The organism is Streptomyces sp. A01 (genome assembly GCF_059026195.1).
In genome coordinates, this window is the sequence record NZ_JBWLKN010000016.1 from 1 (window position 1) to 21,561 (window position 21,561).

General features: G+C 71.4%; 20 protein-coding genes and 1 pseudogene. 11 read left to right on the forward strand and 10 right to left on the reverse strand.

The annotated features are described in order from the left end of the window. Positions 1-112: 112 nt before the first annotated feature. Positions 113-310: a hypothetical protein gene (locus tag AC5P1B_RS21790; RefSeq protein WP_493889011.1), complete on the reverse strand. Its 198-nt coding sequence runs from the start codon at positions 308-310 to the stop codon at positions 113-115. 281 nt (positions 311-591) lie between these two features. Between AC5P1B_RS21790 and AC5P1B_RS21795 the strand changes: the two genes are divergently transcribed. Both AC5P1B_RS21795 and AC5P1B_RS21800 read left to right on the forward strand, forming a co-directional pair. Further along, positions 592-1,245: a 2'-5' RNA ligase family protein gene (locus AC5P1B_RS21795; RefSeq protein ID WP_493889012.1), complete on the forward strand. Its 654-nt coding sequence runs from the start codon at positions 592-594 to the stop codon at positions 1,243-1,245. Positions 1,246-1,399: 154 nt separating this feature from the next. Then, the gene (locus tag AC5P1B_RS21800) at positions 1,400-1,723 is read left to right on the forward strand and encodes a DUF6087 family protein (protein WP_493889204.1); all 324 of its coding nucleotides are present in this window, start codon (positions 1,400-1,402) and stop codon (positions 1,721-1,723) included. Between the two features lie 166 nt (positions 1,724-1,889). Here the strand turns inward: AC5P1B_RS21800 and AC5P1B_RS21805 are convergent. The 3 genes and pseudogenes from AC5P1B_RS21805 to AC5P1B_RS21815 form a co-directional block, all read right to left on the reverse strand. Next, a pseudogene (locus AC5P1B_RS21805) lies at positions 1,890-3,099 on the reverse strand (IS110 family RNA-guided transposase). Between the two features lie 813 nt (positions 3,100-3,912). Then, positions 3,913-4,674 (reverse strand): SDR family oxidoreductase, encoded by a 762-nt coding sequence (locus AC5P1B_RS21810; protein WP_493889013.1) that lies wholly within the window; start codon positions 4,672-4,674, stop codon positions 3,913-3,915. Positions 4,675-4,852: 178 nt separating this feature from the next. Further along, positions 4,853-5,689 carry an SDR family oxidoreductase gene (locus AC5P1B_RS21815; protein WP_493889014.1) on the reverse strand — a complete coding sequence of 279 codons (837 nt, stop codon included), beginning with the start codon at positions 5,687-5,689 and terminating at the stop codon, positions 4,853-4,855. A gap of 391 nt (positions 5,690-6,080) precedes the next feature. Between AC5P1B_RS21815 and AC5P1B_RS21820 the strand changes: the two genes are divergently transcribed. The 6 genes from AC5P1B_RS21820 to AC5P1B_RS21845 all read left to right on the forward strand — a co-directional run bounded on the left by AC5P1B_RS21820 (position 6,081) and on the right by AC5P1B_RS21845 (position 12,533). Then, complete coding sequence (locus AC5P1B_RS21820) at positions 6,081-7,715, forward strand: alkaline phosphatase D family protein (RefSeq protein WP_493889015.1); 1,635 nt, start codon at positions 6,081-6,083, stop codon at positions 7,713-7,715. Between the two features lie 116 nt (positions 7,716-7,831). Beyond that, positions 7,832-8,020, forward strand: coding sequence for a DUF2795 domain-containing protein (locus AC5P1B_RS21825; protein WP_493889016.1), 189 nt, complete (start codon positions 7,832-7,834; stop codon positions 8,018-8,020). A 370-nt stretch (positions 8,021-8,390) separates the two neighbouring features. After that, complete coding sequence (locus AC5P1B_RS21830; protein ID WP_493889017.1) at positions 8,391-9,791, forward strand: Bcr/CflA family multidrug efflux MFS transporter; 1,401 nt, start codon at positions 8,391-8,393, stop codon at positions 9,789-9,791. Positions 9,792-9,808: 17 nt separating this feature from the next. Next, positions 9,809-10,897 carry a serine hydrolase domain-containing protein gene (locus AC5P1B_RS21835; protein WP_493889205.1) on the forward strand — a complete coding sequence of 363 codons (1,089 nt, stop codon included), beginning with the start codon at positions 9,809-9,811 and terminating at the stop codon, positions 10,895-10,897. Positions 10,898-10,907: 10 nt separating this feature from the next. Then, on the forward strand, positions 10,908-11,939 hold the full coding sequence (locus tag AC5P1B_RS21840; RefSeq protein ID WP_493889018.1) for a small ribosomal subunit Rsm22 family protein: 1,032 nt from the start codon (positions 10,908-10,910) through the stop codon (positions 11,937-11,939). A gap of 171 nt (positions 11,940-12,110) precedes the next feature. Further along, positions 12,111-12,533, forward strand: coding sequence for a tautomerase family protein (locus tag AC5P1B_RS21845; RefSeq protein WP_493889019.1), 423 nt, complete (start codon positions 12,111-12,113; stop codon positions 12,531-12,533). A gap of 155 nt (positions 12,534-12,688) precedes the next feature. Here the strand turns inward: AC5P1B_RS21845 and ddaH are convergent, their stop codons facing one another. The 4 genes from ddaH to AC5P1B_RS21865 all read right to left on the reverse strand — a co-directional run bounded on the left by ddaH (position 12,689) and on the right by AC5P1B_RS21865 (position 17,752). Next, a complete protein-coding gene (gene ddaH / locus AC5P1B_RS21850; RefSeq protein ID WP_493889020.1) occupies positions 12,689-13,513 on the reverse strand; it encodes a dimethylargininase in 825 nt (274 codons plus the stop codon). 191 nt (positions 13,514-13,704) lie between these two features. After that, complete coding sequence (locus AC5P1B_RS21855) at positions 13,705-15,423, reverse strand: ABC transporter ATP-binding protein (RefSeq protein WP_493889021.1); 1,719 nt, start codon at positions 15,421-15,423, stop codon at positions 13,705-13,707. Further along, the gene (locus tag AC5P1B_RS21860; RefSeq protein ID WP_493889023.1) at positions 15,420-17,258 is read right to left on the reverse strand and encodes an ABC transporter ATP-binding protein; all 1,839 of its coding nucleotides are present in this window, start codon (positions 17,256-17,258) and stop codon (positions 15,420-15,422) included. The genes AC5P1B_RS21855 and AC5P1B_RS21860 overlap by 4 nt, the downstream gene beginning before the upstream one ends. A gap of 344 nt (positions 17,259-17,602) precedes the next feature. Continuing rightward, a complete protein-coding gene (locus AC5P1B_RS21865; protein WP_493889024.1) occupies positions 17,603-17,752 on the reverse strand; it encodes a hypothetical protein in 150 nt (49 codons plus the stop codon). Positions 17,753-17,894: 142 nt separating this feature from the next. Between AC5P1B_RS21865 and AC5P1B_RS21870 the strand changes: the two genes are divergently transcribed. Beyond that, positions 17,895-18,584, forward strand: coding sequence for a TetR/AcrR family transcriptional regulator (locus AC5P1B_RS21870; RefSeq protein ID WP_493889026.1), 690 nt, complete (start codon positions 17,895-17,897; stop codon positions 18,582-18,584). Between the two features lie 147 nt (positions 18,585-18,731). On the opposite strand, the gene AC5P1B_RS21875 is transcribed toward AC5P1B_RS21870, so the two are convergent. Then, positions 18,732-18,920 (reverse strand): DUF6243 family protein, encoded by a 189-nt coding sequence (locus AC5P1B_RS21875; protein ID WP_493889028.1) that lies wholly within the window; start codon positions 18,918-18,920, stop codon positions 18,732-18,734. Positions 18,921-19,135: 215 nt separating this feature from the next. Between AC5P1B_RS21875 and AC5P1B_RS21880 the strand changes: the two genes are divergently transcribed. Next, positions 19,136-19,768 (forward strand): TetR/AcrR family transcriptional regulator, encoded by a 633-nt coding sequence (locus tag AC5P1B_RS21880; protein ID WP_493889206.1) that lies wholly within the window; start codon positions 19,136-19,138, stop codon positions 19,766-19,768. On the opposite strand, the gene AC5P1B_RS21885 is transcribed toward AC5P1B_RS21880, so the two are convergent. Then, on the reverse strand, positions 19,719-20,609 hold the full coding sequence (locus AC5P1B_RS21885) for a glycerophosphodiester phosphodiesterase (protein WP_493889029.1): 891 nt from the start codon (positions 20,607-20,609) through the stop codon (positions 19,719-19,721). The genes AC5P1B_RS21880 and AC5P1B_RS21885 overlap by 50 nt on opposite strands. A gap of 152 nt (positions 20,610-20,761) precedes the next feature. Between AC5P1B_RS21885 and AC5P1B_RS21890 the strand changes: the two genes are divergently transcribed. Further along, a complete protein-coding gene (locus AC5P1B_RS21890) occupies positions 20,762-21,484 on the forward strand; it encodes a bifunctional DNA primase/polymerase (RefSeq protein ID WP_493889031.1) in 723 nt (240 codons plus the stop codon). The last annotated feature ends 77 nt before the right edge of the window (positions 21,485-21,561 follow it).

Genomic DNA, 21,561 nt, shown 5'->3' on the forward strand with positions numbered 1-21,561 from the left:
TCGATGATCTCGCCGAGCTGGCCCGCACCCGCCTCAAGCGGATGCAGTACCGACGCAGCCTGCTCGACGGATTCATCACCGGAACGGGCCTGATCACGACACCGCCATGACGTCACCCCAACCCGAAAACCTCAGTAGTCGGGTCGGGGGTGGTTTCGGAGGGCTGGGACGTCGGTGGGCGGGACGGCGCGGGGTCGGGGGCGGTGCTGCCGCCGAAGACGGCGAACGAGGCGATCACGGCGCCGACGATGACGAGGACGGCACCGACAACGAGGCCGACGGAGCGGCGAGAGGGCGCGGGCGCGCTCACGGTCGGGTTTCTTCCGTACGGGGATGAGTCGCCGGACGGTGGCTGCTGGGAGGTGCTTGTGTCGCCCGGTGAGTACTGGCCCAGGGGCGCTGTGGGACTCGGCTGCGCTGCGATGCTGCGATGCTGCGATGCTGCGATGCACAAGGAACCGTGAGAGGCGTAAAGGCTGTCGAGTCCAGCGCCTCAGATCACCGAAAACGGGGATACACGTGTGGAGGGACGGCCGGGATGTCCGTGGGCGCCGCCGCGGAGCCCACGGACACGACCGAGGGGGATGGCCGATGGAGAAATTCGTGCCGAAGTATCAGGGGCGGCCGTGGGAAAATCAGCGCGTACTCCACCTATATGTCCTACCCTGGGCCGGAGTCGACGACGAGCTGCTCGCGCTCGCTCAAGCGTGCCGGCCGCTGATGGACGGCTACCCGATCGACCCCCAATACCCCAATGCTGACGCCGACCCTGGGCTCCTGCACCTCACCGTGGAGATGCTGGCCGACACCCCGTCGGACGGGTATGACCAGGCAGCGCGAACGGTGCTCGTGGACGCGATCCGGGAGGAGCTCGCCGACGTGAAGCCGTTCACCACCCAGGTGGGGCCGCCAGTTGGGAACAGTGCGGGCATTGTGATGGACGTCTGGCCCGACGCGGAAGCCGTCACCCTCGTCGAGCGAGTGCGAACGGCGATCCGCAAAACCCGCGGCGATGCTGCGCTCCAGCACTCGGGGGGCCGTGTGCACGTCAGTCTCGGGTACAGCTACGACGCTGCGTCCTCCGACCGTCTCAACGGGCGTCTGCGCAACGAGATCGTTCCGCGCCGGGCACCGCTTCATGTCGACCGGGTGCATCTACTCGATGTGCAGTGGAGCCTCGCCGACGACATCGGAGGCTGGCGCATGTCGTGGGAGCCGGTCGCGGAGATCGCTCTGGGCGGATGACCGAAACCTGCCTGTGCCAGACCGCCGCAGGCAGGTCAGTCATGACGTGCTGCCCCTGCCGGCAAGGGCGCAGCTCCTGTACGCGACTTGGGCCCCCTGGCGAAGTGCTGAGCCAGGGTGGCGCCACAGAGCGTGGATGCGCCACGATGACGCCATGCACGAGGAGCCGTTGGAGGAGTGGGCGCGGCGGCGCGATGAGCGTCGGGCCCAGTCGAAGGGGAAGCTGCGGGCGGTGCCGCTCACGAGCGGTCCACATCGCGGGGCGCACGTCGAGCCGGACGCCCCCAGGGTGATCCAAGAGTGGAACGGCACGGAGTGGGTGGCGATCGGCGTCGTCGAAAACCTGGCCGCAGCCAAGACCCTGCTCCACCCGCCGCAGCCCGTCGAGGAGAAGCCCGCCGAGTGGGACCGCCCTGCGTTGGGCAAAGGCCGCGGCCGGCACCGGAAGCCGACTCCGACGGAGCAGCGGGACCAGTAGGCCGAGCGCCCTACCGTGGCTTCACCAGAGAGGGCGCCTTGACCGGCTGGTCCTCGCAGGTGAAGCGCGGGCGATCGTTGTCGCGAGAGCGGTGGTGCGGTAACAGGCGGGTGACGCGCGCCGTGCGCGGGGGGTGCCTCTATGTCCTTCGTCAAGGTTGGAGGGCTCATGCGGTGACCGGTTCGGGGATGGGGGCTTTGTAGAAGGTGCCGTCTCGGAGCATGGCGAACAGGACGCTGATGCGTTGGCGGGCGAGGCGGAGGAGGGCCCTGGGTATGGGTCTTGCCGCGGGCTCGTTGCCGGTTGTAGTAGGTGCGGGAGGCGGGATCGTGCAGGGAGGCGAACGCGGAGAGGAACATTGCGCGTTTGAGGAGCCGGTTCCCGGTTCTGGGGGCGTGTTCGCCGTGGATGGAGGACCCGGAGGACTTCGTCGCGGGTGCGAGGCCGGCGTAGGAAGCCAGGTGGGCGGCGGTGGGGAAGCTGGTGCCGTTGCCGATGGTGACGAGCAGGGCGGCGGCGGTCCTGACCCCGACTCCGGGCATGGAGGTCAGGACCTTCGAAAGAGGGTGCGACTCCAGAAGCTCGCTGATCTGGGCTTCGAGGACTCGTCGTTGTTCGTGGACGGCGGTCAGCGAGCGGGCCAGCGAAGGGACCACCGTGTCGAGTGTTCCGGTGCCGGGGGCGACCACGGTCTGTTCATCGAGTGCATCGAAGATGTCGCCCACCAGGCGTTCGGCCATGCGCGGTGCCCTGGGCCGCATGAGGCCGACCAGTCGGCGGCGTCCGGCCTTGCGCAAGGCGGCCGGCGATCCGTATCGCTCCAGCAGGTAGGTGACGGCGGGGTGGTCGAGCCGGGGCCCGAGGACGCGTTCCAGCGACGGGTGGAACTGGGTGAGCAGGCCGCGCAGCCGGTTGCTCGTGCGGGTTGCCTCGGCGGCGAGGTCCTGGTCGAAGCCGGTCAGCACGGTCAGCTGGGCAGCGGTCTCGTCCGCGAGTTCCAGGGTCCGCAGGGTGTGGGGCATGGTGCGGGCGGCGTCCGCGATCACGTGCGCGTCGCGGGCGTCGGTCTTGGCCTCGCCCGGGTAGAGGTCGGCGATGCGGCGCATCGCCAGCCCGGGCAGGTAGGCGACCTCGCAGCCGGCGTCCCGGGCCACCGCGAGGGGCAGGGCCCCGATCGAGGCCGGCTGGTCCACGATGACCAGCACCCGGCCGAACTTCGCCGTCAGTTTGTCGAGGACGGCCCTCAGTTTCGGTTCGCTGCTGGGCAGCCGCTTGTCGTAGACGATCTTCCCAGCGGCGGTCAGTCCGTGGCCGTGATGGTCGCCTTTGCCGACGTCCAGGCCGAGGAAGACCGCGATGTCAGCGGTGTCGAGCATCGCACCCCCCGAGGGTGGTCGCATCCGTCCCGGCCTCGACCAACGGCACCGTACGCGCGCATCCACGTTACGCAGACCAGTCACCCGCGAGCGGCCGGGCATTGCGCCCGGCCAGGTGACGGTCAGGCCTCTCATCAGCGGTCAAACGGTGCTCCGGGCCACGGTGACACCACCCCCCAGGTCATGCCTTCGACAGGGGGCAACAGTCATGCCGGGCCCGGAGGCCAGGAGCCCCATTGCAGGGCCACGAAGAAGGTAACGGGGAGAGCATGTCTGACCGGGAGTCGCTGTGCGTGAGCGGGAGTTGGCCTGGCTTGTCCACCTCGAAGTGGGCACCCGCGCGCCATTCGTCACCAGCCCCATGGGCCGTGATGTCGACTGCCTCGTCGCGGAGGCCGTGTACGACAGCCTCGCCGTGCACACCGCCCTATACGGGTTGGCAGCAGGCATCACCCCGGACTCTCCCCTGGTCCCGACGCTCCTGCCCGCCCTGATATCCGTACAGCGACTCCTTGCGCTTCGCTCGTCCTGGACCGACCACTCCAACGAGCGGTTTCGCCTCGATCCCGCAGTCGACGACGAAACCAGTGAGATGTCCCGCCAGTACGTGACCGAGGATGACGTCCGTGCCTGGCCGAACCACTCGGAGGCCAGGGCCGCATCCGCCGAAGCCACGGTCACGGTCACGGTCACGGTCACGGTCGGGAATTGTAACCGGTGCTGGCCATGTGCGGCCCGACCGCCCCGTGGGACGCCCCCGCTCCCTTTCTCAGGCGCATTCCCAGCGCGGCGAACGCGCCCCCCCGCCCCCGGTTATCCAGCCGTGAAGCCGCCGTCGATCGCCAGCGCGGCGCCCGTGACGAACGCCGATTCGTCGCTCAGCAGAAAGGCGGCGAACGCCGCGATCTCGGTGGGCTGTGAGATCCGGCCCATCGGGTGCAGACCTTCGACGTGTGCCACGCTCTCCGGGGTCGTGCCCATCGTGTCGCGGAAGCCGGGGGTGTCCACGGCGCCCGTGACCAGGGCGTTGACCCGTACGCCCTGCTTGGCGTTCTCCAGGGCCGCCGCGCGGGTCAGGCCGACCACGCCGTGCTTGGCGGCGACGTACGGTGCCACCTGCGCCATGCCCACCACGCCGAGGTTGGAGGCGTTGTTGAGGACCGCGCCGCCACCGGCTGCCGCGATAGCGGGCAGTTGGTGCTTCAGGCCGTAGAAGACGCTGGTCAGATTCTGTTCCAGCTCGGTGTGCCAGGCGGCGGTGGAAATATCCTGGACCGGGCCGAAGGCATTCAGGCTGCCGGCGTTGTTGAACGCCCCGTCCAGCCGCCCGAATTCCGCCACCGCGGTACGCACCAGCTGTGCCGCGTCGTCTTCGACCGTGGCATCGGCGGCGACGAAGATCGCACGCCCGCCCTGGGCCCGGATTCCCGCCGCGACCTCCTCGCCCAGTTCCTTGCGACGCGCCCCCAGAACAACAGCGGCGCCTTCGGAAGCGAGCCGTTCCGCGACCGCCTTGCCAATACCCGACGTGGCACCGGTGACGACGATTACCTTGGAATCCAGTCGTGTTGACATTACTACTCCACTCATCCCATAACGGCACCTGAATCGCCGAGCGATGTTCAGGTCATGGGGTAAAGCCTGCTGCCGGGCGGCCCCTTCTGCTGGCGGGAAACGGACATCGCGGTGGGGTGGGGGATGTCGTGTGCGCGGTCGCCTTTTCCGGCCGCCCGGCCGGGCGTGGCCGTACGGGTCAGCCTCGCCCGATATACGGCATCGCCGTGGCCATCACCGTCGCGAACTGGACATTGGCCGCCGGCGGAAGCGACGCCATATGGACCACCGTGCGTGCCACGTCGGCGGCGTCCATCACCGGTTCGACCGCGAGTTCGCCGTTCGCCTGCGGGGTGCCTGTCCGCATGCGCGCGGTCATGTCGGTGGCCGCGTTGCCGATGTCGATCTGCCCGCAGGCGACGCCGTACGGACGGCCGTCCAGAGACAGCGACTTCGTCAGCCCCGTCACCGCGTGCTTCGTGGCCGTGTAGGCGATGCTGTCCGGGCGGGGTGAATGGGCCGAGATGGAGCCGTTGTTGATGATCCGGCCGCCCTGCGGACGCTGGGCGCGCATCGCGCGGAACGCGGCCTGCGCGCACAGGAACGTCCCGGTGAGGTTCACGTCCACCACCGCCCGCCAGTCCTCGTAGGACAGTTCTTCGAGGGCGACCCGGGGGCCGAAGGTGCCCGCGTTGTTGAACAGCAGGTCGATACGGCCCAGGCGGTCCCGTGTGGTGGTGAAGAGGGCGTCCACGTCATCGGGCCGGGTGACGTCGGCCGGGACGACCGCCAGCGCGGGCGCCCCGTCAGTGCCTGTGGCAGCCAGCTGCTCCGTCTCCCACAGCGCTTGCTCCCGTCGGCCCGCCAGCGCCACCGACCAGCCCGCCGCGTGCAGCGCGAGCGCCACAGCCCTGCCGATGCCCGAGCCCGCGCCGGTCACCACGGCGACCCGCTGTTGCCCCGGTGCGGCGCCGGGCTCCCGCTGTGCGGGTTCCGGCCACTCCGCCGACGTCAACACTTCGTTGATCTCACTCATGGGCGGCAGCGTAGGTGATCCCTTCCCTGCCCCTGCGGCGCCCGCCCGCCGGGCCGCTCCACCGTCGTCCGCCCGGCCTCACGGAGCGCACGTACGCAAGCCCTACGGAGCGCACGTACGCAAGCCCCGCGCGCGAGAAGAAACCCCGCCGCGCGCGCGAAGAATCGCCGCGACCGGCGCGTACGCATCGCCGCCGCGCCGCGCGAGGTGCCCGGACCGCGTCATTGCGGCCGTCCCGCACCCGGCGTACGGACCGTCGTGGATTGCCCTGAACGCCCGTTGCGGAGCAGGAACTCATCCGAATGACATGTGTGCGTCGTACACGAGTCAGCGTGTCGCCGTTCGCGCCCACTCCAATCGCCAGCGACAACACCAGCCCGGGGAGAAGCAGATGACGCAGGCATGGCATCAGCAGGAGACCGATCGGGACATCCGGGCAGCGGCTGCGCATCTGGGCCGTCGCCGCTTTCTCACCGTCACCGGCGCCGCGGCGGCGCTGGCCTTCGCCACCAACCTGCCGGGCAGCGCCCAGGCCGCCACTCTCGACGCGCGGCGGATCAGCGACGACCCGTTCACCCTCGGGGTCGCGTCCGGTGACCCGCGCCCCGGCTCCGTCGTGCTGTGGACGCGGCTCGCCCCACGCCCCTACGAGCCCGGTGGCGGCCTGCCGCAGAAGAAGGTCGAGGTGCGCTGGGAGATCGCGTACGACGAGCGGTTCCGCCGCGTCGCCCGGCGCGGAACGGCCACCGCGCACCCCGAGTTCAACCACACCCTGCACATCGAGGCCACCGGCCTCGCGCCCGACCGCGTGTACTACTACCGGTTCAGGACCGGCGACTGGATCAGCCCCGTCGCGCGCACCCGCACCGCGCCCGCCGCGGCGGCGCGGATATCGGAGCTGCGGCTCGGTGTCGTCTCCTGCCAGGCGTACCACGACGGCTACTTCACCGCTTACCGTCACCTGGCGGGCGAGGACCTGGACGTGGTCTTCCACCTCGGGGACTACCTGTACGAGTACGCCGTGGACGCGGTCGGCGGCGCCCGCCAGTACACCGACCGGACGCTGCCCGCCCACTACAACCGCGAGGTGGCCACGCTGGAGGACTACCGGCTGCGGTACGCGCTCTACAAGTCCGACCCGGATCTGATGGCCGCGCACGCCGCGCACCCGTTCGTCGTCACCTGGGACGACCACGAGACGGAGAACAACTACGCGGGCGACATCCCCGAGAACGACGTCCCGCCGGAGGAGTTCCTGATCCGCCGTGCCGCCGCGTACCGCGCGTACTGGGAGAACCAGCCGCTGCGCAACCCGCAGCGGCCCAACGGCCCCGACATGCGGCTCTACCGGCGCCTCCAGTTCGGCCGCCTCGCCCAGTTCGACATCCTCGACACCCGCCAGTACCGCTCGGACCAGGCGTACGGGGATGGCTGGAAGGTCCCGGGACCCGAGTCGGAGAACCCGGCGCGCACGCTCACCGGCGCCACGCAGGAGCGGTGGCTGACCGATGGCTGGCGTCAGTCGAAGGCGCTGTGGAACGTCCTTCCGCAGCAGGTCACCTTCTCGCGGCGGCGCAGCACCACCAAGCCGGACTACAAGCTCAGCATGGACTCCTGGGACGGCTACCCGGCCTCGCGGGAACGGGTGCTCGCCGGGGCCGAGTCGGCGGGTGTGGACAACCTCGTCGTGCTCACCGGCGACGTGCACGTGCACTACGCGTTCGACATCAAGCGGGACTTCGAAAAGCCCGACTCGCGCACCGTGGGCGTCGAGTTCGTGACGACCTCGATCAGCAGCGGCAAGAACGGCGCCGAGAAGCCCGACAACTGGGCCACGTACATGGCGGCCAATCCGCACATGAAGTTCTACAACGGGCGGCGCGGCTATGTGACCGTCACGCTCGACAACGAGCAGGCACGCGCCGACCACAAGACGCTGTCCGCCGTCACCACGCCTGGCGCGCCGCTGACCACCGCCGCCTCGTTCGTCACCGAGGCGGGCAACCCGGGCCTGCACCCCGCCTGAGCGGCCCGGCCGCGCCGCGTGGGCCCGTCGCCGCCGTCCTTGTCACCTGTTCGTCCTGTCACCCGTTTGGCGGGCGCCGGGTGGTGGGACGCCGCGGCCGGTCGCTTTCTGGAGGCATGGACGTCAACCCCATCGAAATGCAGAAATGCCTCGGCGGTGTGCACTACCCCGCCAAAAAGGCCGAGATCGTCGACCAAGCCAAGAAGCACGGAGCCGACAAGAACATCATGGGCGCGCTGAAGGCCCTGCCGGAGAAGGAGTACGACTCCCCTGCGGCGATCAACAAGGAAGTCGGCCAGGAGTAGCGGGCGACGAGGGCGCCGATGCCACCGTGAGGCGGCACCGGCGCCCTCGTCGTGCGTGCGGCCGGGCGCGGCCGGGTCGAGGGGCGGCCCGGTGGGGCGGGTCCCGTCGCGGGCGGACCGAGCCGCCAGATCCCGGGCGGGGGCCGACTCCGCTCGGTCTTTCGTCCTAGGCCCTGACCGCGCCGGACCGCGCCGTCGGCCACGGCCGGTGCCCGGTGGCCGGTCCACCGCTGGGGAACGGGCCCTCCACGGGGCCGGCCAGTGGCGCCCGGCCGTGCCGGAGCCCGCCCTCCCGGCGGAAAATGAGGGGTCGGGCCGCGTCGCGTACGTGTCAATATGGTTAGGCAACCAAACGACCATGGAGCCACGCATGACGGACCCCGGCCACCGCACGGCCGAGCCCCTTGACGACCCCGCACCCGCCGAAGCCCGCGCGTCCCTCGCGGCGCCCGACGACCCCGTCATATCCGGTCCGTCCTCCCGGGCCGTCACCGCGCAGCGGCGGACCGGCCTGCTGGTCACCCTGATCCTCGGCGGGCTCACCGCGCTCCCGCCGCTCTCCATGGACATGTACCTTCCGGCGCTGCCGGAAGTGACCGACACGATGCACAGCCCCGCGGCGACCGTGCAGCTCACCCTGACCGCCTGCCTGGCGGGGATGGCGCTCGGCCAGCTCCTCGTCGGGCCCATGAGCGACCGCTGGGGCCGTCGCCGCCCGCTGCTCATCGGCATGGTGATCTACGTCATCGCCACCGCGATCTGCGCGTTCGCCCCCACCACCGAACTGCTCATCGGCTTCCGGCTGCTCCAGGGCCTGGCGGGCGCCGCGGGCATCGTGATCGCGCGGGCGATCGTGCGGGACCTGTATGACGGCGTGGAGATGGCCCGCTTCTTCTCCACGCTGATGCTCATCTCGGGAGTCGCGCCGATCATCGCGCCCGTCATCGGCGGGCAGGTGCTGCGGTTCACCGACTGGCGCGGGGTCTTCGCCGTGCTCACCGTCATCGGTGTCGCGCTGACCATCGTCGTCTGGCGCCGCCTGGACGAGACGCTGCCGCCCGAGCGGCGGCACACCGGCGGCCTCGGCCAGGCGCTGCACACCATGCGCGGACTGCTCGCCGACCGGGTCTTCACCGGCTACATGCTCGCGGGCAGCTTCGCCTTCGCCGCCCTCTTCGCCTACGTCTCCGGCTCCGCCTTCGTGGTCCAGGAGATCTACGGCGCGTCCCCGCAGACCTTCAGCCTGCTCTTCGGCCTCAACTCCATCGGCCTCGTCGCCGTCGGCCAGCTCAACGGCAAGGTGCTCGTGGGCCGGGTCAGCATGGACAAGGCGCTGAGCGTCGGCCTGGCCGCCATCACGCTGGCGGCCGTGGCGCTGCTGCTGATGGCGTCGGGAGTGTTCGGCGAGGCCGGGCTCGTACCGATGGCCGCCGGGCTGTTCGTGCTCATGTCGGCGATGGGCCTGGTCATGCCCAACACCAACGCGCAGGCCCTCATGCGGACCCCGCACGCCGCCGGGTCCGCCTCGGCGCTCCTGGGCACGTCCGCCTTCCTCATCGGGGCCATCGCCTCGCCGCTCGTGGGCATCGCGGGGGAGGACACGGCGGTCCCGATGACCGTGGTCCAGGTCGTGTGCGCGCTCGCAGCCGTCGCCTGTTTCGTGGGACTGTGCCGTCCATGGCGGCACGGGAACAGCAAGGCGACGAACGGGCAGCCTGCGCAGGCGCCGGTGGCGGACGGCACGACGGCGGACGAGCCGCGCGCGAACTGAGCCGCCTGCTGGACACGGTGGCCGCGCTGCCGGAAGGGGAACGCCCCTGGTGCGCGGGCGCCGTGGTGTCCGCCGGGCGCGGGAACCAGACCCTGGCCGAGGGGGCGTTCGGCTGGGCGGTGCGCTACGCCGCCTACGACGAGGCCGGCGACCAGGGAGTGGAGCTGCCCCCGGAGCGCAGAGTGCCGATGCGCGCCGACACCGTCTTCGACCTGGCCTCGCTCACCAAGCTGTGCACGGCGATCGTGGCGATGCGCCAGGTCGAGCGCGGCACGCTCGCGCTGGACGGGCAGGCCGCCGAGTACGCCCCGGAGCTGACCGCCGCCGGTGAGCACGGCATCACCGTACGGCAGCTGCTGACCCACACCTCGGGGCTGCGCCCCGAGCTCCCCCTGTACGCGTGCCCCGACGCCGGGGCGCGGCTCGCCGCGCTGGCCGCCGAGCGTCCCCTCACCAGCCCCGGCGGCGGCTACGTCTACTCCGACCTGAACCTCCTGCTGCTCCAGCGGGTCCTGGAGCGCGGCACGGGCAAGCCCCTCGACCAGCTCGTACGGGACGGCGTCACCGGGCCGCTCGGCATGACCAGCACCCGCTTCCGCCCGCCCGCCGACTGGCTGCCGCGCGTCGCGGCCACCGAGGACCAGCGCAGGCCGTGGGCCAAGCTCGACCGCGGCATGGTGCGCGGCGTCGTCCACGACGAGAACGCGTACGCGCTGGGCGGCGTCGCCGGGCACGCCGGACTGTTCTCCACCGCCGGGGATCTGGCGGTGCTGTGCCGCGCGCTGCTCGGCGGCGGTACGTACGCGGGCGCGCGCGTGCTCGCCGCCGAGTCGGTGGACGCCCTGCTCGCCCCGCCCGGCCTTGGCTTCGGCGTCGACCAGCCGTGGTTCATGGGGGAGCTGGCGGGGCGGGGCGCGGCCGGGCACACCGGGTTCACGGGCACCAGCCTCGTGCTGGACCGGGCGAGCGGGGCCTATGTGGTGCTGCTGGCCAACACGGTCCACCCGCGCCGCAGGCCCGCGGACAACGGCCCGCGCGCGGCGGTGGCGACCCGGCTGGCGCGGGCGGTCGCGGCGGCGGAATCCCCGCTGCCGCGGGGCCGGTAAACTTGACGGGATGCACGCCCCCGAACCCCCCGTCACAGGTGAGAGCCTGCGCGTCGCGCTAGCCGGTCTCCTCGACGGGCTTCCGCCGAAGCGGGCGGCCCAGGCCGTCGAGCGGCTGATCAGCAACTACCGGGGGCGGACCCCGACCGGGGCCCCGGTGCTCAGGGACCGTTCCGACGTCGCCGCCTACGCCGCGTACCGGATGCCCGCGACCTTCGAGGCCGTACGCGCGGCCCTCGCCGCCCTCCGGGAGCGGACGCCCGGCTGGGCCCCGGAGTCGCATATCGACATCGGGGGCGGCACCGGTGCCGCGAGCTGGGCGGTGGCCGCGACGTGGGCCGACGGCCGGCGGGTGACGACGGTGCTCGACTGGGCCGAACCCGCGCTCGCCCTCGGCCGCGAACTGGCGGCGGCCGCCCCCTCCGGCGCGCTGCGCGCGGCGAGCTGGCAGCGCCGGGCGATCGGCGGGCAGTTCGCTCTCCCCGGCGCCAGCGACCTGGTCACCCTCTCGTACGTGCTGGGCGAGCTCACCGACGCCGACCGGCGGGCCGTCCTCGACGAGGCGGGCCGCGCCGCGCGCGCCGTCGTGGTGATCGAGCCGGGCACCCCGGACGGCTACCTGCGCGTCAGGCGGGCCCGCGAGCAGCTGACCGGGGCGGGGCTGCGGGTGCTGGCGCCGTGCCCGCACAGCGACGCGTGCCCGATCACGCCGGGCTCCGACTGGTGCCACTTCGCGGCCCGGGTCAGCCGCTCGTCGCTGCACCGGCAGGTCAAGGGCGGCTCACTGCCGTACGAGGACGAGAAGTTCAGCTACGTCGCGGCCGTGACCACCGACGTGCCGGGCCGGCTGCCGGGCCACCGCGTGGTGCGGCGCCCGCAGATCCGCAAGGGCCAGGTGCTGCTGGAGCTGTGCACCGCCGACGAGGGCCTGCGCCGGGAGACCGTCACGAAGCGGCACGGGCCGCTCTACCGGGCCGCGCGCCACACCGACTGGGGCGACGGCTGGCCCCCGGAGCGGGACCACGGGTCACAGCCGTCCTGAGCGTGCTCGTCCTGATCCCAGCCGTCCTGATCCCAGCCGTCCTGATCCCAGCCGTCCTGATCTCAGCGGTCCCGATCGGAGCCGCCGGGCGGGGTCGGTGCGCCCGGTGTGGGGATAGCTTGCTCGCAAGCCAAGCCGACATGTGGCGACCCGATGGGACGGAGACGCGTCATGCCCCACTTACAGGTACGCATGCACGAGGAGGCACTCGGCCGTAAGGTCGAGGCCGGACTGATCAAGGCGCTGACCGAGGCGCTGGTCGCCGTGTTCGGGGAGCGGGTGCGCTCCGCCGTGTCCGTCGAGCTGGTCGGCACCCGGCGCCGCCGCTGGGGGGCGGGCGGAGTCCCGGCCACCGTGAACGCCCCCGTCGCCACGCTGACCATCCGCGAGGCCGGGCTGACCTTGCCGGACGTGGAGGACGCGCCCGCGCGACTCATCGCGTCCATCACCGGCGCCATCGCCGCTGTCATGGGCGAACCCGTCCGCGAGCGCGTGGTCGTCTACCTCCTCGGTGTACCCGCCGGACGCTCCGGGGTAGGCGGCGAAGTCGACCCGCCCCCAGGCGGACTCAGCGGTTCCGGCCCCTTGGCGTAGCGACTTCTGGCGCCGCCGTCCTGGGCGCGCCGGCTTCTTGGCGCGGCGCGGGGGTGGTGGGCGGCGTCGTGCCACCCACCACCCGGCCGCACACTGCCGCGGCGGTGTTCCGCGCCCCTACGGCGCGGTACGGGCGCGCGGCGGACGCCGTGCGGTCACCGCAGTTCCTGGGTGCAGCACTTGACGCTGCCGCCCCCCTTCAGCAGCTCGCCCAGGTCGAGACCTATCGGTTCGTAGCCGCGCTCGCGCAGCGGATCGAGGAGGCCGACCGCCGCCTGGGGCAGCAGCACGTGGCGTCCGTCGCTCACCGCGTTGAGGCCCAGCGCGGAGGCGTCCTCCTCGGTCGCTATCAGGGCGTCGGGGAAGAGCCGGGCGAGCACGGCCTGACTGCCGGGGGAGAAGGCCCCCGGGTAGTACATGATCTCGCTGTCGGTGGAGTCGTCGAGCACGGACAACGCGGTGTCCAGGTGGTAGTAGCGCGGGTCCACCAGGTCCAGGCCGATGACGGGGCGGCCGAAGAACTCCTGGGCCTCCGCGTGCGAGAGCGGGCTGCTGCGGAAGCCGCGCCCGGCCAGCAGCCAGGAGGCGGTGACGGCGAAGTCGCCCTCGCCCTCGTTGATGTGCTGCGGTTCGCAGACATCCGTGTAGCCGTGCGTACGGAACCACTCGGCGTGTGCCACCGCCTCCGCGGTGCGCTCGGGATGGGCGAAGCGGGCACCCAGGACGCGGCCGTCGACGACGAGCGCGCCGTTGGCCGCGTAGACCATGTCGGGGAGGTCCGGGTCGGGTGTCAGCTCTTCGACGGTGTGCCCCAGGGCGCGGTAGCGGTCTCGCAGGTCTTCCCACTGGGTGAGGGCGAGCGGCAGGTCGACGGGCTTGGAGGGGTCCATCCAGGGGTTGATGGAGTAGGTGACCCTGAAGTGGGCCGGTGGGCACATCAGATAGCGGCGCTGGGTCGCGCGGCGCTGGGGTGGGCGCAAGGAGAGCTCCTCCCGGTGGCGGTGGATGCGCACGGGTCACGTGCGCAACCAAATAGTCCACCCTCGCGCCGCGCTGTGCATGGACCGTACGGGTGGTTCACACCTGACCCGGACCGGCCCCGTACGGCGGGGGCCGTGCCTGGGGCGTCGGCGCTGCTCTCCCGCGACGAGGGATCGACCGGCGTTTCTGCTCATTCCTCCCTCGCTGCCGGTGTCAGGGAGATGTTCCAGAAGCCGGCGTAGCGGCCACCGCGGCGCAGCAGCTCGTCGTGGCTGCCTTCCTCCACGATCCGGCCGCCGTCCAGGAAGACGACACGGTCGGCGCGCTGGACGGTCCTCATCCGATGCGCGACCATCACCACCGTCCGGCCCGCCATCAGGCGCTCGACGCCCTCGTGGACGGCCGCCTCGTTCACCGGGTCCAGTGCGGAGGTCACCTCGTCCAGCAGCACGATGGGCGCGTTCTTCAGCAGCGCTCGCGCGATCGAGACACGCTGACGCTCGCCCCCTGACAGCAGTGCGCCGCCCTCGCCGACATGCGTCGCCCATCCGCCGGGCAGCCGCTCGATCACCTCGTCCAGCCGCGCTGCGGCGGCCGCCGCCTGGACCTCGGCCTCGTCGGCGTCCGGACGGCCGAGGCGTACGTTCTCCTCGATCGTGCCGTCGAAGAGATAGACGTCCTGGAAGACGATGGCGATCCGCGCCATCAACACCTCGGTGCTGATCGCGCGCACGTCCACACCTCCCACGCGCACCGCGCCCGCGTCCACGTCGTGGAACCGCGCGAGCAACCGCAGCAAGGTGCTCTTGCCCGCACCCGACGGTCCGACGACGGCGAGCCGCTGCCCCTCTGGCACGGACAACGACGCGTCGTCGAACACCGCGCGTCCCCCATGCCGGAAGGTGACGGACTCGAACTCCAGCGAGTGACCTGCCGGCTGGACCGGTTCGGCGGGCTCCGGCAGCGGCTCGGTGCGCAACACCGTGTCGAGTCGCGCCAGCACGGAACGCGCGCCGCGGAGTTTGCCGCCGATGTCCGACAGCGACAGCAGCGGATCGGCGCAGCGGGCGGCGAGCACCAGGATCGTCAGAACCTCTGCCGCGCCGATGTTCCCGCCGAGTGCGAGGTGGGCGCCCAGGACCAGCAACCCGGTGAACATCGCCTGCACCGTGAGCGACAAGCCCACCGCGCCGGGCAGCGCCGACAGCGTGGAACGGCGCGACGCGTGCTGGACTTCCCGCAGCGAGTTGTCGAGCAGCCGGAAGCGTTCGACCGTCCGGCCGCCGGCGCGCAGCACCGGTTGGGCCTGGAGATATTCGATGACCCGCCCGGTGGCCTCGTGGTCGCGTTCGGCGCGCTCCGCGTCGTCCGCGGCCGTCGAGCGTCCCGTCCAGATCTGGATCGCCGCCACGATCGGTACGGCGACGAGCGCGGCCGAACCCAGCTGCCAGTTGAAGGCAAGCATCACGACAACGATCGTCAGGGGAGTCACACAGGCGGAGATGAACGGAGCCAGCAGATGCGCGATCACACTCATCGCCTGCAGGACGCCGCGACTGGCCAGGACGGACATCTCCCCAAGGCGGCCCGCGTCGTACCAGCCGATGGGCAGTCGGGCCAGATGGTCGCCGAGACGGTGGTACATGCCGCGCAACAGCGCGGTCCCGACGTGGAAACCGGACAGATCGCTGACGTAGCGCAGCACCGAGTAGACCGCGACCGCGGTCGCGAACGCGATCAGCCAGGGCCAGGCGTCTTCGGGCGTGCTCCCGAGCAGTGCCCGCAGCGTGGGAACCAGCAGTGCGTAGGACAGCCCCTCGGCCACCGCGGTCGTCGTCATCAGGGCTACGGTGCGTCGCAGCGGCTGGGTGTACTCGCGTCCCAGCACGCGCAGCAGCATACGGATCACCGGGGCTCATCTCCTCGGGGTACGCCACCGTGGGCTGCGGTCTCATCGGCGGCCGCCGATCGGTGGGACCGCCAGAACGCGGCGAACTCTCCGTTTCGCGCCAGCAGCTCGGCGGGCTTGCCGCGCTCGACGATCGTCCCGTTGTCCAGCATCACGACGGTGTCGGCGTCGGCGATCGTCTCCAGACGATGGGCGATGACCAGAGTGGTCCGGTCACCCTCCAGCGTCGCCAGGGCCTGGCGCACCGCCTGTTCGGTCTGCGGGTCGGCGAAGGCGGTCGCCTCGTCGAGCACGAGAACGGGTGTGTCGGCGAGCAGTGCGCGTGCCAAGGAGATCCGCTGTTCCTCGCCACCCGACAGTCCGGCGTCCTCACCGATCACGGACTCGTATCCACGGGGCAGCTCAAGAATCCGATCATGAATATTCGCCAGCCGGGCGGCGCGCACCACGTCGTCGAGGTCGGCATGGGGCACCGCCAGCGCGATATTGTCCGCGATCGACGCGCGCAGCAGGGAGACGTCCTGGAAGACGAAGGAGACCCTCTGGTAGAGCTCCCGGCTGCCGAGCTCGCGCAGATCGACACCGCCAAGCATGACCGAGCCGTGGGTCGGGTCGAAGAACCGCGGCAACAGCTGGACCAGCGTGGACTTTCCGCTTCCCGACGGCCCCACGAGCGCGGTGACCGTCCCCGGCTCCAGCACCAGGTCGATCCCGCGCAGCACCTCGCGGTCGGCTTCGTAACCGAATCGGACGTCACGCAGTTCCACCCGGTGCCCCTGTGGCGCGACCGGGTGCGCGGGCTCCGGTAGTGACCGCACCTCAAGGACGTCCCGTATCCGGCCGACCGCGCGCCTCGCGGCCTGCGTTTCGTCGAAGCCGTGGCCGAGGGCCGCCACCGGAGCGGTCAGGCCGAGGCCGAGCAGCAGGAAGGGCAGCAGGTCGGCCGGGGCCATGTCGCCGTTCGTGATCAGCGACGCACCACCGATCAGCACGACCAGCAGCACGAACGGCGGCGCGAGCACGAGCTGCATCCCCGCGGCGACCCGGGAGATGCCGTGCACCCACCGGTGAAAGGTGCCGACGAAGGCGTCAGTGGCTTCGAGGAATTCGCGGTGGGCGCGCCCGGACCCGCCGAACGCCTTGACCACCGAGATCCCCTGCACGAACTCGACCACGGAACTCGAAATCCGCCCCATGGCCCCGTCGAACTCCTCCTGCTCGCGCAGCCGGGTCGGGGTCATCATCAGGGGAACCAGCGCCACTGCCAGCACCACCGGTACCAGCGTGATCAGTGTGAGCCGCCAGTCGATGGTGAACAGGTAGATCAGCGACACCAGCGGTACCACGAATGCGGAGACGAGCTCGCCGGGGGTGTGGGCGATGAACGGGTGCACGGCACTCACGTCCTCCCCGACCACCTTCGCCAGCTCGCCGGTCCGGCGCCGGGAGAACCAGCCGATCGGTACGCGCCCCAGCCGCGCGGCCAGTTGCCGGCGAAACGCCAGTTGCACCTGACCGTCGACAATGTGCCCGATTCCGGACGACGCGGCCGTGAACAGCAGCCGGACGAACAAGCCGGCCGCACCCGCGATCACGACGATCCAGACATGATCGCGATCGATGGTGCCGGGCGACAGCAGAGCACGGCCCAGTTCGACGACCGCCAACAGCGGCGCCAGACCCGCGACAGCGCCGATGACCTGGAGGAACACAACGGCGGCGAAACTCCAGGCATAAGGGCGCAGCAGCCCCGCGATGTTCTGTCCCGCCACGGGATCGGCATCCGGTGGTGGCGTGGACTGCTCCCTCGCCTGGGCAAGGTCGGTGATGGTCATCGTCCTCCCGTCTTCGTCGATCTCGTAGCGACCAGGCCCGTGGTCGAGCCGATGGCCGTGTTTTCCGGGTCGGCCACCGACTGCGTCGGTCGGCAGGTGACCGCTCGTCGCCGCCGGTGCGGGGCCCGCTGTGGCCTCGTTCGGCCAGGCCAGGCCAGGCCAGGCCAGGCCAGGGCACGCCACGGCACGGGGCTGCGGCGAGTTCGGCGAGCTGGCGCCTGGTCGGTCCCGGCGGGCAGCAGCTCACGGTCTTCGGTCCGCTGGTCCCGTGATGGCGGACTGGTCCGACGCAGGACGGTGAGGGCGAACGAGGACCGCGGCGACCAGGAGCGCGGCGCTGAGGGTCAGCCCGAGCGCGTATCCGTCGTGGAGAGTGGCCGCACCGGCAGGAGGTTGAAGGCGTTCGCGTCGGCGACCCAGCGGTTGGTGAACAGGCCGAGCCCGAGCGGCAGGACCCGCTTGCGGCCGACGCCGCCTGCTAACTTTGCGAACATGTTCCGAAAGTAGCATCGGGGCAAGCCGCCGTCACGTACTTTTCGAACATGTCCCGAAAGTCGGGGGCGGGCCGATGTGAACACGAAAGGCTGAACCCGCACTCATTTCGTGGCGGGGGCGGCGGGGCGGCATGATGGGGCGATGTCCCGAGCGCCCGCACCGCACGGCCGCACCGGCCGGCCGCCCCTGACCTCCCGTGCGCAGATCCTGGTGGCGGCCCGCCGGCTCATCGAGCGGGACGGCTGGGAGAAGCTGACCATCCGTCGGCTGGCCGCTGAGCTCGGCATCGGGGCGACGACCCTGTACCACCACATCCGGAACAAGGACGACCTGCTGATCCTCGTGCTCAATCACCACGTCGGCCAGGTCGAGCGCCCCCGGCTGCCCAGTGACCCGCGGGAGCGCGTCGTCGTGGCCGCCACCGCCATGCGCGACGCCCTCGCGGCCTGGCCCTGGGCCGCGGAAGTCCTCTCGGCCGACGGTTTCGTCGGCCTCCTCGACGAATCGGCGATGTGGATGGTCGAAGCCATCGTGGCGGGCGCCGACGACTACGGATGCACACCCGAGCAGAGCGTCGATGTGTTCCGCAGCATCTGGTACTACACCGTCGGCGAGGTCCTCGTCCGCGCCCACTCCGCCCGCCGACGGGACGAAGGCCGGCCCTTCGCCTACCGCGACGACCTGGACCCGTCCCAGGTACCCCACCTGGCCGCCATCGGCGTCCGATGGGCCGCGCTGGCCGCACGGGACATCTACCCCGAGGGGCTCCGCGTGTTCGTCGACGGGCTGCTCGCCCAAGCCGCGTCGGCGGCTTCCCGTGGCGTCGGCTGAGCACGAGCGCCGGGCCGAGTCGGGCCGGGCTGCCCGGCGTGTCCTTCCCCCGTACTCGCGTACCCCCGCCCCCGTCGTCCGCTATGCCGCCCGGTCCGTGCGGCGCGGTCCCCCGCGCGCCGCACGGACCGGGCGGCCGGGCACGGGTCACGCCTCGGATCGTGTGCCGGGGGACCGGCCCTCCTTGAGTTTGCGCAGCAGTTCCCGCTTCTGGGCGAGCGGGTCGGTGGCGCCGCCCGCGCCCCGTCCGCCGCTGCCGCCGCGCATGGCGGAGCGGGAGACGTTGGAGCGGGTGCCGCCGACGCCGAGCATGCTTCCGGAACGGCCCTTGCTCATGGGCTTCATCTCCTTCGTGGTGACTTCAGGCGAAGCCGTGGTGGTGGGTCGCCCCGTACGGCTTCGTGCGTGCTTCATACGCGCTTCGTGCGTGCGGGGCGGAGTCGAGACGGTTCGTCTCGATCTGCCGTCCACTTTGAGCGAGACGTCTCGTCTTGTCAAGACGAAACGTCTCGCCTCGCCCACTTGGTAGATTGCGAGCCATGACAGAGAGAATGACGCGTAAGACAGCTCCCGACTCAAGCCGCCGCAGCGAGCGCTCCCGCCGCGCGATCCTCGACGCCGCCCTCGACCTCGTCGGGGAGGTCGGCTTCGCCAAGGTGACCATCGAGGCCATCGCCGCCCGCGCGGGCGTCGGCAAGCAGACCATCTACCGCTGGTGGCCCTCGAAGGCCGCGGTCCTCTTCGACTCCTTCCTCGACCAGAGCGACGACGCTCCGGAGATCACCCTCCCCGACACCGGCGACCTCCCCGCCGACCTCAAGGTCGTGCTGCGCGCCACCATCGACGAGATGAGCAGCACTCGGTACGACCCCGCCACCCGGGCCCTGGTCGCCGAGAGCCAGAGCGACCCCGCGCTCGGCGCCGAGCTGAACGCCCGAGTGCTCGAACCGCAGCTCGCCGCGTGGACGGAGCGGCTGCGCGCCGCCCAGCGGGCCGGGGACGTCGCCGAGGACGCGGACCTGCGGGTCGCCGTCGAGATGATCGTGGGCCCCCTCTTCCACCGCTGGACCCTGCGCACGCTGCCGATGACCCACGACTACGCCGACGCGATCGTGGACCAGGTGCTGCGCGGCATCAGCCCCGCTGAGCCGGGGTCACCGTCAGGAGCCACGGAGCGTCCGTGATGACGCCGTCGCAGCCCAGGCGCAGCACCCGGTCACGGGCGGCGGGCGTGTTCACGGTGTGCGCCCACACGCGCGGGATGCCGGACCGGACGGCCCTGCGCAGATCCCTGGCGCGCGCCTTGTGATCGACGTCGAGCAGTGACACGAAGCCGCGCCAGCGCTCCGGCCGGTCGTGCCGCAACTGCTCCGCCGACCGCCACAGCTGCGCCAGCAGCCCCATCCGGTGTGCCTTGCGGGCCACGGCGGGCCGGTTGGTGTTGACGAAGACCGAGTCCGCCAGGCCGCGGGCGTGGATCAGGCGGGCCAGTCCCGGCAGCATGCGCGGGTCCTTGGCCTCCATCATCAGGACGGAGCGGTCGCCGAACCGGTCGAGCACCTCGCGCACCGTCGGCGGCCGCTCCAGATGCCGCCCGCCCGGGTGGCCGGGGCGCGGCCGCAGCAGCACCTCGCGCCACTGCCGGGCACTGAGCGCGCGCACGGGGCCCTTCGTGGTCGTCGTGCGGTCCAGCGTCGCGTCGTGCATGACGACGAGCGTGCCGTCCCGCAGCATCCTGGTGTCGAAGTCCAGGACCTGCGTGATACCGCTCTGGAAGGCCGCGGTCAGCGCGGACATGCTGTTCTCGGGGCTGCTCATGCCGCCGCCCCGGTGCGCGGTATAGGTGATCTCCGGCAGCGTGTCCACGGTCGGCGGCCGGGGACGCCCCTGTGCGCGTAAGCCGGTATGCGAGTCCGCGCGCGCGTCCGCGGGGCTCGCGATGTGCGAGTGTGCGAGGGCCGGGGCGGCCGCGGGGGCGGCCAGAACCAGCGCGATGACCGACGTCACAACATACCGAGTGATCATAAGGAGAACGCTAGAGGGAAGTTTCCGGATATGCCCGGTGTTATCACCCGGCAAGGGGAGAGTCTCCGCGGCCCCGAGTCCGGAGTGCGGTCACCTCGGGCGCAGGATGGTGGCAGCATTGATCGCAGACCAGCGGTGAAGCGAGGGGATAGATGGAACGCAAGGGCAGGTTCTCCCAGTGGCTGCGCCGACCGAGGAACGGTTCGGGCGAGGAGAGAGACACGGGCGCGGGCGCGGGTGGCGGTCGCGAGGATCTGCTCCTGGCGGCGGCGGCCGCGGGCTTCCCCCTGGCGCCGGCGGCGTATCCCTCCGGCTATCGATGTTCGTGTGAGCGCGTCGGCTGTCCGACTCCCGCCAGGCACCCCGTCTCCTTCGCCTGGCAGACGCAGGCGACCGTCGATCCCGAGCAGATCACCCAGTGGCTGCGCGGTCAGCCGCAGGCCAACTTCATCACCGCGACCGGCATGGACCACGACGTGCTCGACGTCCCCGCCGCCGCGGGGCGGCACGCCCTGGAGCGGCTGGGCGCCGCGGGCGTCGAGGTCGGCCCCGTCGCGACCTGTAGCCCGGACCGGATGCTGTTCTTCACCGCGACCCGGGGCACTCCCGAGGACGAGGACGAGTGGTGGCCCTGCGAGTTGGACTGCCACCCCGAGACGATGGATGAGCATCCCGGACTGCGCTGGCACTGCCGGGGCAGCTATGTGCTGATGCCTCCGGCGCGGGTGCCCGGCGACGGCCACGTCGCATGGTTGCTCGGCCCGGAGCGGCCGCTGCCCGACCCGCTGAGCCTGCTGGAGACGCTGACCGACGCCTGTGCGCTGTTCGCGGGCGACCCGGAGCACGAGACCGCGGCCTGGCCGAGCGGACGCTGAAGGGGGGCCGCCCGCCGCGCAGGCGACGGGCGGTACACCGGGAACAGGGGGGAACGGGGAAACCGGGGGCCGGTGGG

Coding starts and splice junctions, on each gene's coding strand:
- AC5P1B_RS21800 (WP_493889204.1), top strand. CDS start 1,400: ATGCACGAGGAGCCGTTGGAGGAGTGGGCGCGGCGGCGCGATGAGCGT.
- AC5P1B_RS21825 (WP_493889016.1), top strand. CDS start 7,832: ATGGACGTCAACCCCATCGAAATGCAGAAATGCCTCGGCGGTGTGCAC.
- AC5P1B_RS21890 (WP_493889031.1), top strand. CDS start 20,762: ATGGAACGCAAGGGCAGGTTCTCCCAGTGGCTGCGCCGACCGAGGAAC.
- AC5P1B_RS21880 (WP_493889206.1), top strand. CDS start 19,136: ATGACGCGTAAGACAGCTCCCGACTCAAGCCGCCGCAGCGAGCGCTCC.
- AC5P1B_RS21870 (WP_493889026.1), top strand. CDS start 17,895: ATGTCCCGAGCGCCCGCACCGCACGGCCGCACCGGCCGGCCGCCCCTG.
- AC5P1B_RS21875 (WP_493889028.1), bottom strand. CDS start 18,920: ATGAGCAAGGGCCGTTCCGGAAGCATGCTCGGCGTCGGCGGCACCCGC.
- AC5P1B_RS21830 (WP_493889017.1), top strand. CDS start 8,391: ATGACGGACCCCGGCCACCGCACGGCCGAGCCCCTTGACGACCCCGCA.
- AC5P1B_RS21810 (WP_493889013.1), bottom strand. CDS start 4,674: ATGTCAACACGACTGGATTCCAAGGTAATCGTCGTCACCGGTGCCACG.
- AC5P1B_RS21795 (WP_493889012.1), top strand. CDS start 592: ATGGAGAAATTCGTGCCGAAGTATCAGGGGCGGCCGTGGGAAAATCAG.
- AC5P1B_RS21840 (WP_493889018.1), top strand. CDS start 10,908: ATGCACGCCCCCGAACCCCCCGTCACAGGTGAGAGCCTGCGCGTCGCG.
- AC5P1B_RS21860 (WP_493889023.1), bottom strand. CDS start 17,258: ATGACCATCACCGACCTTGCCCAGGCGAGGGAGCAGTCCACGCCACCA.
- AC5P1B_RS21845 (WP_493889019.1), top strand. CDS start 12,111: ATGCCCCACTTACAGGTACGCATGCACGAGGAGGCACTCGGCCGTAAG.
- AC5P1B_RS21820 (WP_493889015.1), top strand. CDS start 6,081: ATGACGCAGGCATGGCATCAGCAGGAGACCGATCGGGACATCCGGGCA.
- AC5P1B_RS21885 (WP_493889029.1), bottom strand. CDS start 20,609: ATGATCACTCGGTATGTTGTGACGTCGGTCATCGCGCTGGTTCTGGCC.
- AC5P1B_RS21865 (WP_493889024.1), bottom strand. CDS start 17,752: ATGTTCGCAAAGTTAGCAGGCGGCGTCGGCCGCAAGCGGGTCCTGCCG.
- AC5P1B_RS21815 (WP_493889014.1), bottom strand. CDS start 5,689: ATGAGTGAGATCAACGAAGTGTTGACGTCGGCGGAGTGGCCGGAACCC.